The following is an 11,799-nucleotide window of genomic DNA, read 5'->3' on the forward strand; positions in this document are numbered from 1 at the left end:
TTGCGCTAATTAAGGTAATGAAAAAATTACCAAAAGGCAGGGGAGCAGGTGATTAGTCTATAATTCTGAGCTTCGCAAAGCTAAGTAATAATGTTTTCTCGCCAAAATGCTCGAATTGAATCGTTGCTTTTCGGTTAATTCCTTCTGTTTCAATCTTTTGAACTTTTCCAAAGCCAAACTTTGGATGTTCTACCAATTGCTCAGCCTGAAGATTGTTCGTGTTGGAAGGCTTGAAATCAGGACTTGGTGTGTGCAGTTTCATTGCCGTAGGCATTCTGGTTTCTGGCTTCTTCTTGATTCCTATATAACCTGAGGAAGACTCCGATGCCCCTGGTACTCCCTCTTTTCGGAATGCGCCTGGCATTTCTTTCGAAGATACCTTTTTACTAACCTTTATGCAATCAGGGGATACTTCTTCTAGGAATCTGCTTGGTTCACAATTCAGCAACCTGCCGTAGCGATACCGCGTGAGCGCATAGGTGAAATATAATTTGTCCATCGCCCTGGTCGTGGCCACATAGAACAACCTTCGTTCCTCTTCGAGATCTTCGCGGCTTTGCATCATCATCTGTGAGGGGAACAAATCCTCCTCCATTCCTACCACGAAAACCTGCTTAAATTCCAATCCTTTTGAAGAGTGAATTGTCATCAAGGTGATGGCGTCTGTGGTGTCTTTGTCACGGTCATTATCCGTCAGTAAAGCGATTTCCTGAAGGAAAGCACCAAGGCTCTTGTCCTCATTCTCTTCATTGTCCACATATTCTTTGATGGCATTGAGCAATTCCTGGACGTTTTCATAGCGGTTCAGACCTTCTATGGTTTTGTCTTCATAGAGCTCACGCAGCAGGCCACTTTGCTTTGCTATGCTACTTGCTGCTTCGAAAGCATCCTTGCGTTCTACTTCGATCTTGAAAGCTTTGATCATCGTTGCAAAGTCATCCAGCTGACTGGCGGCTCTACCTCCGATGAAGCTGTGTGCATTTTGCACTACTTCCCAAAGCTGCATATCGTGATCAAATGCTGCGACTAGAATCTTGTCCACCGATGTATCTCCAATTCCGCGCTTTGGATAATTTACAATCCTTTTGAAAGCTTCTTCATCCACGGGGTTCACTGTGAATCTCATGTAGGCCATCAGATCCTTAATTTCCTTTCTTTGGTAGAAAGAAAGTCCACCTACGATTTTATACGTCAGGTTCAATTTGCGAAGGGCTTCCTCTATAGCTCGGGATTGGGAGTTGGTTCTATAGAGGATCGCGAAATCACTGTTGTTGAGTTTTTTGGTATTTCGCTCTTCAAAAATCGTGGAGGCGACAATTCTCCCTTCCTCACTGTCGGTACTAGCCTTGACTAATTCAATTTGATCTCCGTCACCGTTTGAAGTCCAGACGTTCTTCTTAAGCTGGGCTTTATTTTTTTCAATGATAGAGTTCGCAGCATCTACGATCATTTTGGTAGATCGGTAGTTTTGCTCCAGTTTTACCACAAATAGATCAGGATAATCTTTCTCAAAATTGAGGATGTTCTGGATATCCGCTCCACGGAAAGCATAGATACTTTGTGCATCATCACCTACCACACAGATGTTTTGGTGGACAGCCGCCAGCTTTTTAGTGATGAGATATTGGGAAAGGTTTGTATCCTGAAACTCATCCACCATGACATACCTAAAGCGTTGCTGATATTTATTCAATACATCCAGATGATCACGGAAAAGGATGTTTGTATTGAAAAGCAAATCATCAAAATCCATCGCTCCGGCTTTGAAAAGCCTATCCTGATACCGCTGGTAGATTTCTCCCATTTTCGGTTTCATGGCAGCTTCATCGTCTGCTTTCACAAAGGGATCATCCTGATATACTTTCCAAGTGATCAGGCGGTTTTTGGCTCCCGAAATTCGAGAGAGTACTGCGTTTGCTTTATAAACTTTGTCGTCAAGACGCATTTCTTTCACAATCGTACGGATCAGTGACTTGGAGTCGTCTGAATCGTAAATCGTGAAGTTGGAAGGGTAGCCGATTTTTGGAGCTTCCACACGAAGAATCTTTGCAAATACGGAGTGAAATGTTCCCATCCATGTATTTCTAGCTTCCAGTCCTGCAACTGTCTCAATTCGATGGCGCATCTCAGCCGCTGCCTTATTGGTAAAGGTCAATGACAAAATATTGAAGGCATCTACTCCTTTGGCAAATATCAGGTGGGCGATTCGGTAAGTAAGTACACGGGTTTTGCCCGAACCAGCACCAGCGATGATCATAACGGGTCCATCCGTATGCTCTACAGCGAGTCGTTGCTCTGGGTTTAAACTATCGAGGTAATCCATTTTGTTTTGAAGCAAGAAACTAGATACAAGAATCATGAGTGAGTATCAAGTAGCTAGTATCAAGATTTGAGATTAAAGTTAGTGTTTGGGAATTTTCCAATCTTTCAATTTTTCAATCCGCCACGGCGGAAAAGTCCTTGCAATTCAGAAATTAAATTTTCCATCGCTTGTGACTCCAGAGATAAAGATCCGGCTGAAGTCTAATGTTTTCTTCCAACATGTCACAGAACTGATCGGTGATCCTGTGTTCGTAGATCTTATCAAATGGTGGCTCAGCTAATTTGATCATTTCGTAGCGATAATGCCCCCTTTTGATTTTGGTCATTTTACCATAGACGACGTGGAGGTTCATTTTCTTTGCGAGAAACTCTGCGCCCTCAAAAAAGACAGCAGGTCTATGTAAGAAGTTCCTTTTGTATCTTTTTTCCGAACTCGGCGGACGCTGATCCGAACCAAGTAATACTATTCTTGGTGATTTTGCTAAGGTAAGCATGGTCCTCCGAAAAGCCTTTTTTTCTGTAACTATTCCGCCAAAATGTGTCCGAATAGTATTGATGAGGTTACCAAAGAACCGATTATTGACTTTCAGGTAAACTGTTTCAACGGGTGCCTGAACGGCCTGGTTGATACCAATTACGCCCATTTCCCAGTTAAATAAGTGACCTGAAACCAGTAAGGCAGATGTGCCGGAATTGACCACTTCATCTAGGTAATGTGTATTGACCATCTGAAATCTTTTTTCAAACTCTCGTTCAGAGATTGTCAGCAGTTTGATAGTCTCTGCCAAGGAATCGGTGAAATTACGGTAAAATCGATTTCTGATTTTAATCCGCTCTTTTTCTGACTTTTCCGCAAAAGCAAATTTCAAATTTTCATCAATTACTTGCTTTCTGTAACGAAGAATAAATCTTGCTACCAAATAAAGTAAATCAGAGATGAGGTATAGAAAGGAAAGAGGTAAGAAAGAAATTAGCCTTATTACAAAGGTCATTTGGGTTTAGGGATATCAAGCTGATGAGTTCTTTACAAAGAAAAGGAAATCAACCGATTTCTTCTTCTAAAACTTTGTCAGCATAAGTAATCCATCTGCCTTCAGTTCTTCATAATGAAACTTTGCTGACCATTACAATTTCCAGCGCTTATGACTCCACAGATATAGGTCTGGTTGCAAGACGATGTTTTCTTGAAGTCTTCTGCTAAACTCATCTGTTATGCTATGTGGGGCATGATCATCATAGGGCGGTTTTGCAAGTTCTGAGAATTCGAAACGGTAATGACCTCGCTTTATTTTGGTCATTTGACCATAGAATACCGGTAGATTCATTTTTTTTGCAAGTACTTCTCCACCTTCAAAAAACAATGCATTTCGATTCATGAATTTCTTAGTATAGCGACTGTCCGACACGGGAGGTCGCTGATCGGCAGCGAGATGGACAATTCTTGGGGTGTTTCTCATGGTAATCATGCTGCGCCTGAAGGCCGTTTTCTCGGTCATGATACCTCCGAAATGAGTCCTGATCGCCAACATTAGTTTGTTGAAGAAGGGGTTGTTAAGCTTTAAATATACTGTTTCAGCAGTCACTTCGGTATTTAATGCAACTCCTAGAATTGCCATCTCCCAATTAAAGACATGGCCTGCCATCATGAGGGAGCTTTTACCATTTTTTACTGGTTCATCCACCAAGTGCTGATTAACTACTTGAAATCTTTTCCTAAGCTCTTTTTCGGAAATCGTCAGCATCTTGAATGTCTCAGCAAAAAAAGCATCGGTAAAATTTCTGTAGAACTTGTTTCGGATCAACTTCCTTTCAGCAGGAGTTTTTTCAGGAAATGCATAAAGAAGGTTTTCGTCGATGACTTTTTTGCGGTAGGCAATTACATATCGAGCTATTAAGTAAAGGATGTCTGAAAAAATATATAGTACCGATAAAGGCAATCTGGAGAGGAGTCTAAGTATAAACATCTCGGCTAAGACTAAAGTTAGTGCGTGTATTTAGAAGATTTGTGAACGCTTTTTAAAACGAATGCGTTCGATTTATTCTCATTTTCTAGTTATAAATTGACCCAATTGTTACTTTTGGAGCTTATGTCGGAAGTTCAGCGCAGAAAATATTCTCAGGAAGAGAAAAATGCCATCTTCGATGGTGAGTTTATGCCACACATAGACTCCATGTACAATTTTGGCTACAGGCTCACCTTCGATGAAGATGATGCCAAAGATCTTGTGCAGGATACTTACCTGAAAGCCTATCGGTTTATCAACTCATTTGAGCAAGGTACGAATGCCAAAGCCTGGCTTTTCAGAATCCTGAAAAACAGCTTTATTAATGAGTACCGGAAAAAATCAAAGCAGCCCACGAAGGTAGATTATCAGGAAGTTGAAACTTATTACAACTCGGATGACGTTCACTACCAAAGTACTAGTGATCTCAGGGCAGAATCTGTCAAAGATATGCTTGGTGATGAGATCTCTAATGCATTGAATAGTTTGGCGGTAGATTTTCGTACGGTAATTATCCTGTGTGATTTGGAAGGTTTTACCTACGAAGAGATGGCCAAGATTCTGGATATCCCTATTGGGACAGTGAGATCCAGACTGCACCGCGCAAGAAATCTATTGAAAGAGAAGCTTCAAGGATATGCCCATAATATGGGATATAATACGGACGAGGAGGAATAATTAAAAAATTACCCATGGAAATGAATGACAACCCATCTGGAGAGCGAAAGATGCAATGCAGTGACGAGAGCAAATGCTTCGAACTGCTAGAAAGTATTTTGGACGGTGAGCTGCAAGATTCTGGCAAGGAAGTCTTGAAGGAAAAGCTGGCCAAATGTCAACCGTGTTTTGAACATTACCACCTGGAGCAGGCTATCCGCGATGTATTGAAGACAAAATGCACTAAACACGCTGTACCTACTGAACTTGCGGATCGTATTCGCAAAGAGATTCAGGATATTAAATAGTCATGACCCAAGGAAAGGCCATTATTTTTTCCGCCCCATCTGGATCAGGCAAAACTTCGTTAGTCAAGCATTTGATCCAAAATATCCCAAATTTGGGATTTTCTATTTCCGCCTGTACACGCGACAAGCGGGGAAGACATGAGGTTCATGGCAAAGATTACTACTTCCTCTCTCAGGAGGAATTCATCAAGAAAATAGACGAAGACGCATTTATAGAATGGGAAGAAGTCTATGCCGGTAACTTCTACGGTACACTGAAAGAAGAGATCCAACGTATCTGGGATTCAGGTAAAGCAGTTATTTTCGATGTGGATGTGAAAGGTGGATTAGCCTTGAAAAAATATTTCGGAGAGCAGGCGTTGGCGATTTTTGTGAAAGTACCTAGCTTGGAAGTGCTCAAAACCCGACTCAGTGATAGAGGAACGGAATCCGAAGAATCACTTTCCCGCCGCTTATTCAAAGCGGAATTCGAATCCAAGTTTGAACCCCAGTTTGATGTCACTGTAGTAAATGACGAATTCTCAAAGTCAAGCGCAGAAGCTGAGTATTTGGTCAGCGAATTTTTAGCTAGGTAAGTTTTGAAGATCGGTCTATACTTCGGTTCTTTCAATCCCATCCATATCGGTCATCTGATCATCGCAGATACGCTTCACGACCGCACAGATTTAGATCAGGTTTGGTTTGTGGTGAGTCCGCAGAATCCGCTAAAAAAACGTCAGTCTTTGATTCATGAGTTTGATAGACTGCGAATGGTGGAGTTGGCGATCGAGGACAATTACCAGTTTCGGGCTTCAGATGTGGAGTTCTCCATGCCCAAGCCTAGCTACACCATAGATACCCTCGCTTACCTGACTGACCAATACCCACAGCATCAGTTTTGCTTATTTTTAGGTTCGGATAATCTGACTCAGCTGAAGCGCTGGAAGAATTACCAGACCATTCTGGACAACTATGAGATCTTCGTCTATCCACGACCAGGCGACGCGATCTCCTTTGAGCATCCGAATATCAAGCTGATCGACGCACCACTTTTAGATATCTCAGCCACCTTTATCCGCAAGTCTATCTTGGCTGGCAATTCTGTCAAGTACCTCTTACCTGATGGAGTGGCGGATTATATCCGGGATAAGAAGTTGTATTTGTAGGGGTAATCATTTGAATTCAAGCTATTTGCATTTTACATCTAGTTTTACGTTGTGTAAACTATGTATAAGTTATTTTCAAACTAATCTTTGCGATCAAAAAAAAAAAAATAGTAAACTTATACCGAAGTCTTAAGTGAGACCTGATTCCGGCCGGGATTTTTTGAATCAATCTTTAACTATTTTCAATCATGAAAAAATTATTATTTGGGATGATCCTTTTTGGGGCATTAGTTATTACTAATTCATCATTAGCAGACGATAGAGGGTCAGAAAAAAGGTACTATGGGGAGGTCGAATGTCCAGATGGATCTATAATACCTGTTACAGGTAAATGCTGTGAACCGGGAGGCGTTTTTATGTGTAATTATGTATCATGTTCAAATTATACGCCACTTACTCCAATATGTCCATCAATAGGAGGTTCAATATGAGATTTTTAATGATTTTCGGATTGGTAATAATTCTAATTTCGTGTCAGAATCGACAAAAAACTCTAGGGGAAATTGAAGTTCCCCTAGAGCACGAAAAAATACTTACATCAACCATATTTGAAAAACCTTCTATCCTGAGACTCAAGTTTAATGATCGGATATATCCTTCTAAAATTGATCAAATTAATTTTTTGGATAATCATATATATGTTTTGGATAAAAATTTTGGTATTATTTTTAAATTTTCAAAAGAAGGTGATCTATTAACAACTTTAGAAAAACGAGGAGAAGGACCTGAAGAATATCAGTATTTACATAGGTTTAGAGTTGATACTGAAAATAAAACTATAGAAGTTTATGATAAGGTTGGTCAAAAAATCATTATCTATGATTCAAATTTTAAATTTAAAGAATCGATAAAGATCGGTTTGTTTTTTGAGAATTTTGAAAAAATAAGTGATAAAAAGTATCTTATATATTTAGCTCAAGAAAATATTTTTAATGGTAAAAATGTATCTAATAATTTGATTATTTGGGATAACGGTGAAATCACATTCTCTGATATTTTGCAAAGACCTACTGATATAAAATTTCAAGATAATTCTATTTATTTTAATAGGATGAGTAAAAGTATCTATTTTACACAAGCATTTAATGATACTATTTACAAATTTGATGTGAATGTAAATAGAATTGTTGAAAAAAGCATAGTTAACTTTCCTAATAAGTTGTTCGGAAGTTTTTCTTCTATTGATGAAATTGATAGGGTTTTTAATGATAAGACTTATTCTACTAATATAGATTATTTAGTGTTAAATGATAAAGTGATATCATTTAATTATATCAAGTCAGACAATGGTGCATTATCATTTATGAGGTATTTTTATTTTCCACACTCAAATTTTGTTTTTCAAGGAACAAGTTTGTACAATGATTTTGATGGGATCTTTTTATTTAGACATATTTATTTTAGGGACAATATTTTTACATATGTTGTTTCGCCAGAGTCTTTGTCCAATTTAGATTTAGAAAAAGTAAGTGAAGATCTGAGGGGTTCGATTGATGAATCTATTTCTTTCGAAGATCAATTTTTACTATTGTCATTCAAAATTAAAGATAATTTGTAGTTTAAATTTAAGCTGTTTAAAAAGGGTGATTTTAACGTTGTAAATACAAACATAATTTTATTTCAACCTAACTCTTGCGATTAAAAAAAAATAGTAAACTTATACCGAAGTCTTAAGTGAGACCTTATTCTTGGCCGAGTTTTTTTAATTAGTTCAATATTAAAGTTTTATGAAAAAGTTATTATTTGGAATGGCCTTCTTTTTTGGGGCTATGATGTTTAGCAGTGTTAGTGTCCAGGCAACGGACCCTGTACCAAAATGGGTTTGTTGTCAAACTTGGAAAATAAGTGAATGTGTTGATAGATTTGGATGGCCATTTAATGGAACAGAAAAGGTTGAGGCAGATTTTTGTTCTTAATCTAATATATAAAAGCTGAGATTCATCTCAGCTTTTCTTTAAACCATGCAAATAAATATTTGATGAAAAGAATATTACTTATTATCCTTATTTTGAGTTCGTGCAGTCCAAGTCCAAGTTCAGACAAACTCGAGAATCAAAATACTTTTGAAGTAGGATCATTTGGACGGAGTGAAAAACTGAAATCCCAAAAGTACACTTATAATGAAATTTTGACTCCCTTTAAAATTTATCTGAAGGGAAAATTTATAATAATTGGTAGCCAATCGGATAAGCGACTAATGCATCTACTTGATAAATCTACATTAGGATATGTGACTGGAAAAGGAGTAAAAGGAGAGGGGCCTGGAGAATTTGTAAATGTTAGGGGAATAGATTCAGGTTTTAATGACAGCACTATTTGGGCATATTCAAATATGGGTAAAGCATTTTATGAGTTCACCTTATATGATACATTATCACTGGCTAAATCAGTAGTTGTTCAAAATCAGAAGTGGTTTCAGGCTATGTCTATGAACTGGAAACAATCAGGCGAAATTATTTCTTATATGAATTTTGGCCCTTCTAAGTTAAAAGTTTTTGATATTCAGGGAAATACGATAGATAGCGCTGGTCTTTGGGTGACAAATAAAGAGTTGTCTGAGGATGCTAATTTTATATTGAGCGATTTGCATCAAGGAGCAAAGTATTACAATAAAGATAATCAGGTCTATGTTTTATCGAAGTTGAAATTTGACCAATTCGAAATATTTAATTTTAACAATAAAAAGCATATTGAAGTTAATGGACCTTTTAATGAGGATACTAAATATGATGTTGGAAATGATGGTGATGTTAAATTCGCGGTTCTTGATGAAAACACTAAATATGGATATAGTGACGTCTGTGTGACGAAGAACTTCATCTTCCTTGTTTTTATTGGAAAAACTTTAGCTGAAGGTAGAGCTCTCGGTGAAACTTCACGGGATATATTTCAGTTTGATTTGGCGGGAAGGCCTATAGCGCACTTCCAGACTGATGTGCCAATTATATCTATTGCTGTGGATGAAGAGGAATCAAAAATCTACGCGTTAACAGAAGATCAAAATCCAGGTATTGCAGTTTTTAAATATTAGGGTATGTGAGTTTTTTTTGCCTTCATGAAGCAGTGTCAGAATATATCTAGGAAAGAAGTTGTTTAAGAAAGCAGTCTCAGTTATGCAGCTGCATAACAGATGAAGTAACTTTCATTGTAAAAAATGAGGTTAATACACAGGTATTTGCTGTGTAAATAAGTTTCTAGTTATTTTCAAACTAATCCTTGCGATTAAAAAAATAATAAACTTATACCGAAGTCTTAAGTGAGACCTGATTCCTGCCGTGATTTTTTAAACAATTTAATTATTCAATTTTATGAAAAAGTTATTATTTGGAATGGCCTTTATTGGGGCTATGATGAGCACAGGAGTATCTTTCCACGCTAAAGCAGACGTTCCTGTAAAACCTTGCTATCAATGAATGTATTGGTGCTCTGGGGAAGTTGTAGTCTATAACTGTGAAAACTATCAAACTGGGCATTTATGCTCTGCAGCTTATGAAGCATGCTATAAGTGTTCTCTATAAATAGGTGATAATTAGCGGCTCGTTTGCCTCTAATTGTTATATTGTTTTTTTTGAGTTAAAAAACTGATTATATGTACTTTCGCTTATCCCTGATTTTTATTTTAATAACCTTTTTTTCCTGCAAAACTAATTCTGAAAAAGTTTCTGACGAAAGTATTCTTCACGTTGAACTTGAGGAATCAGAACTAATGAACATAGAAAAGTTTGAAATTCTGGAACTCATCCCATTAGAAACCAATCAATTTAACTTGATGGGGCTCGATTTGAGGGTGCGCCAAAATGAAGAGAGTTATTATGTGATGGACATTGGGACAAGAGATGCAGTGCATCAATTTTCTTCTGATGGGAAATATCTAGGTGCCGCAGCCTCGATAGGTGAAGGGCCAGGTCAACTGCTGGGTTTGCAGGATTTTCAAATTGATAATGAAGGCAACCTGCTGGTTTTGTCTTCATTGGGCGATAAGTCCACTATCATTAAAATTGAAGACGCCGCTGAGCTCACTACAGTTTTTGAAACCGATTATTTGGCAGGATCATTTACCATTCCATCTTCTGGTAATTTTCTTTTGGCTGGTGGATATAACCTCCCAATTGTAGCTGACCGGGTTGTTTTGACAGATTCAATTGGGATCATTCAATCTACTTTTTTGCCTAATGATTATGAGAATGAAATGCTACCAATGGGGGAGCGAAATTTCTATGAATCAGGTGAAAACCTGCTCTATTCCGAAATTTTCAACAACCGAGTTTATGAATATTCTGAGGCAGGATTAATGCCTATTTTGGAAATTGATATGGGAAAGTATTCACTTCCAGATAACTTTTGGGATGTAGATCTCATGGTAGGATTTAGTCGACTACAGGAAAACGGATTTGCAACGATAAAATCAGTCTTTGAAGATGATAGCAATTACTTGGTTAACATCCATATTCAAAGTAAGGCAGGTTCTTTCAAGAAATTACTTCTCATCAATAAGGAGACTGGGGATTCAAACTATTGGGATGGCACATCCTCTGAAGAAGAGGTGTACAGTGACCCTATTGCAATGGAAAATGGAGAAATTACGTTTTTGACCTATCACTCGGTATTGAAAAAGAAATTGGAAGGGGATTTACCACCTAACCTCCAAGAAATGAACTATGACTATCCAATATTACTCACAACTAAGATTAATGATTAAAAGAAAAAGTTATCTCTCGCTTTGCCTTTTTCTAACTATCACTTTACTAAGTTCATGCAGAGATCATCCTACTACAATAAAATTTCCAGAAGGCTTAGAAGAATTGCGAATTGGTGAAAACTCTAAGCCACTTTGTCTGGAATGTCCTAAGAAATTCGTGGGTTATTTGGATTTAACTCAAAGGGATCTTTTTTTCTTGGAGATGAACTCTAAAGGATGGATTGATCTAAAATTCAATTACCCTGAACTGGAGGTGATCTGGGTGTTTGCGGGTAAAAATCAAAGAATTGATAAAAGTGATCTAGTTCGAATGTTGGATGATATGGGATATCCCTATTCTGTGCTTTATGATAAAAAGAATAAATTCTATGAAATGAATCAGCTTGATCAAATACCTTATGAAGTCAAGGCGATCCAGTCTTATTTTGTAGATGGCGAGGATGTAATAATCAATGCAGAATCAGGAATTCCCAGTTTGTTTAAAAAGCAGGTAATTGATTTTCTTGAATATGAGAAGAGTGAGTGATGTTTTATTTTAATCCTTACAGGAGGCTAGTCATATTTATAAAGGAGCAATGCTAAAATCCCCGTATTTTTTGGATTAAGCACTCTTTTTCCCTTTCTTGAACCTTGACCCAAAAGCCTGACTTTTCAACTTCAAACCT

13 protein-coding genes are annotated in these 11,799 nt (G+C 37.7%); 10 read left to right on the forward strand and 3 right to left on the reverse strand.

The annotated features are described in order from the left end of the window. Positions 1 to 52: 52 nt before the first annotated feature. The 3 genes from QOL76_RS16565 to QOL76_RS16575 all read right to left on the reverse strand — a co-directional run bounded on the left by QOL76_RS16565 (position 53) and on the right by QOL76_RS16575 (position 4,286). Positions 53 to 2,323, reverse strand: coding sequence for an ATP-dependent helicase (locus QOL76_RS16565; RefSeq protein ID WP_283414267.1), 2,271 nt, complete (start codon positions 2,321 to 2,323; stop codon positions 53 to 55). A 151-nt stretch (positions 2,324 to 2,474) separates the two neighbouring features. Beyond that, positions 2,475 to 3,314 (reverse strand): lysophospholipid acyltransferase family protein, encoded by an 840-nt coding sequence (locus QOL76_RS16570; RefSeq protein ID WP_283414097.1) that lies wholly within the window; start codon positions 3,312 to 3,314, stop codon positions 2,475 to 2,477. 132 nt (positions 3,315 to 3,446) lie between these two features. After that, positions 3,447 to 4,286: a lysophospholipid acyltransferase family protein gene (locus tag QOL76_RS16575; RefSeq protein ID WP_283414098.1), complete on the reverse strand. Its 840-nt coding sequence runs from the start codon at positions 4,284 to 4,286 to the stop codon at positions 3,447 to 3,449. Between the two features lie 123 nt (positions 4,287 to 4,409). Here QOL76_RS16575 and QOL76_RS16580 point away from each other — a divergent pair, with 123 nt between their 5' ends. From QOL76_RS16580 to QOL76_RS16625, 10 genes are all read left to right on the forward strand, one after another. Next, positions 4,410 to 5,003 carry a sigma-70 family RNA polymerase sigma factor gene (locus tag QOL76_RS16580; RefSeq protein WP_283414099.1) on the forward strand — a complete coding sequence of 198 codons (594 nt, stop codon included), beginning with the start codon at positions 4,410 to 4,412 and terminating at the stop codon, positions 5,001 to 5,003. A 14-nt stretch (positions 5,004 to 5,017) separates the two neighbouring features. Beyond that, complete coding sequence (locus QOL76_RS16585) at positions 5,018 to 5,290, forward strand: anti-sigma factor (RefSeq protein WP_283414100.1); 273 nt, start codon at positions 5,018 to 5,020, stop codon at positions 5,288 to 5,290. A 2-nt stretch (positions 5,291 to 5,292) separates the two neighbouring features. Next, positions 5,293 to 5,865, forward strand: coding sequence for a guanylate kinase (gene gmk / locus QOL76_RS16590; protein ID WP_283414101.1), 573 nt, complete (start codon positions 5,293 to 5,295; stop codon positions 5,863 to 5,865). 3 nt (positions 5,866 to 5,868) lie between these two features. Further along, a complete protein-coding gene (gene nadD, locus QOL76_RS16595) occupies positions 5,869 to 6,435 on the forward strand; it encodes a nicotinate (nicotinamide) nucleotide adenylyltransferase (protein ID WP_283414102.1) in 567 nt (188 codons plus the stop codon). 188 nt (positions 6,436 to 6,623) lie between these two features. Next, positions 6,624 to 6,866, forward strand: a complete 243-nt coding sequence (locus tag QOL76_RS16600; RefSeq protein WP_283414103.1) for a hypothetical protein — start codon at positions 6,624 to 6,626, stop codon at positions 6,864 to 6,866. Between the two features lie 8 nt (positions 6,867 to 6,874). Further along, positions 6,875 to 7,993, forward strand: coding sequence for a DUF4934 domain-containing protein (locus QOL76_RS16605; protein WP_283414104.1), 1,119 nt, complete (start codon positions 6,875 to 6,877; stop codon positions 7,991 to 7,993). Positions 7,994 to 8,162: 169 nt separating this feature from the next. Further along, the gene (locus QOL76_RS16610; protein WP_283414105.1) at positions 8,163 to 8,351 is read left to right on the forward strand and encodes a hypothetical protein; all 189 of its coding nucleotides are present in this window, start codon (positions 8,163 to 8,165) and stop codon (positions 8,349 to 8,351) included. Between the two features lie 62 nt (positions 8,352 to 8,413). Next, positions 8,414 to 9,466: a BF3164 family lipoprotein gene (locus tag QOL76_RS16615; protein WP_283414106.1), complete on the forward strand. Its 1,053-nt coding sequence runs from the start codon at positions 8,414 to 8,416 to the stop codon at positions 9,464 to 9,466. A gap of 558 nt (positions 9,467 to 10,024) precedes the next feature. After that, the gene (locus tag QOL76_RS16620) at positions 10,025 to 11,134 is read left to right on the forward strand and encodes a DUF4934 domain-containing protein (protein ID WP_283414107.1); all 1,110 of its coding nucleotides are present in this window, start codon (positions 10,025 to 10,027) and stop codon (positions 11,132 to 11,134) included. Then, positions 11,127 to 11,660 (forward strand): hypothetical protein, encoded by a 534-nt coding sequence (locus tag QOL76_RS16625; protein WP_283414108.1) that lies wholly within the window; start codon positions 11,127 to 11,129, stop codon positions 11,658 to 11,660. The genes QOL76_RS16620 and QOL76_RS16625 overlap by 8 nt, the downstream gene beginning before the upstream one ends. Positions 11,661 to 11,799 lie beyond the last annotated feature (139 nt).

Source organism: Algoriphagus winogradskyi (genome assembly GCF_900182815.1).
GTDB classification, from domain to species: Bacteria; Bacteroidota; Bacteroidia; order Cytophagales; family Cyclobacteriaceae; genus Algoriphagus; species Algoriphagus winogradskyi.

Coding starts and splice junctions, on each gene's coding strand:
- QOL76_RS16580 (WP_283414099.1), top strand. CDS start 4,410: ATGTCGGAAGTTCAGCGCAGAAAATATTCTCAGGAAGAGAAAAATGCC.
- QOL76_RS16620 (WP_283414107.1), top strand. CDS start 10,025: ATGTACTTTCGCTTATCCCTGATTTTTATTTTAATAACCTTTTTTTCC.
- QOL76_RS16600 (WP_283414103.1), top strand. CDS start 6,624: ATGAAAAAATTATTATTTGGGATGATCCTTTTTGGGGCATTAGTTATT.
- QOL76_RS16610 (WP_283414105.1), top strand. CDS start 8,163: ATGAAAAAGTTATTATTTGGAATGGCCTTCTTTTTTGGGGCTATGATG.
- QOL76_RS16625 (WP_283414108.1), top strand. CDS start 11,127: ATGATTAAAAGAAAAAGTTATCTCTCGCTTTGCCTTTTTCTAACTATC.
- QOL76_RS16585 (WP_283414100.1), top strand. CDS start 5,018: ATGGAAATGAATGACAACCCATCTGGAGAGCGAAAGATGCAATGCAGT.
- QOL76_RS16570 (WP_283414097.1), bottom strand. CDS start 3,314: ATGACCTTTGTAATAAGGCTAATTTCTTTCTTACCTCTTTCCTTTCTA.
- QOL76_RS16615 (WP_283414106.1), top strand. CDS start 8,414: ATGAAAAGAATATTACTTATTATCCTTATTTTGAGTTCGTGCAGTCCA.
- QOL76_RS16575 (WP_283414098.1), bottom strand. CDS start 4,286: ATGTTTATACTTAGACTCCTCTCCAGATTGCCTTTATCGGTACTATAT.
- gmk (WP_283414101.1), top strand. CDS start 5,293: ATGACCCAAGGAAAGGCCATTATTTTTTCCGCCCCATCTGGATCAGGC.
- QOL76_RS16605 (WP_283414104.1), top strand. CDS start 6,875: ATGATTTTCGGATTGGTAATAATTCTAATTTCGTGTCAGAATCGACAA.
- QOL76_RS16565 (WP_283414267.1), bottom strand. CDS start 2,323: ATGGATTACCTCGATAGTTTAAACCCAGAGCAACGACTCGCTGTAGAG.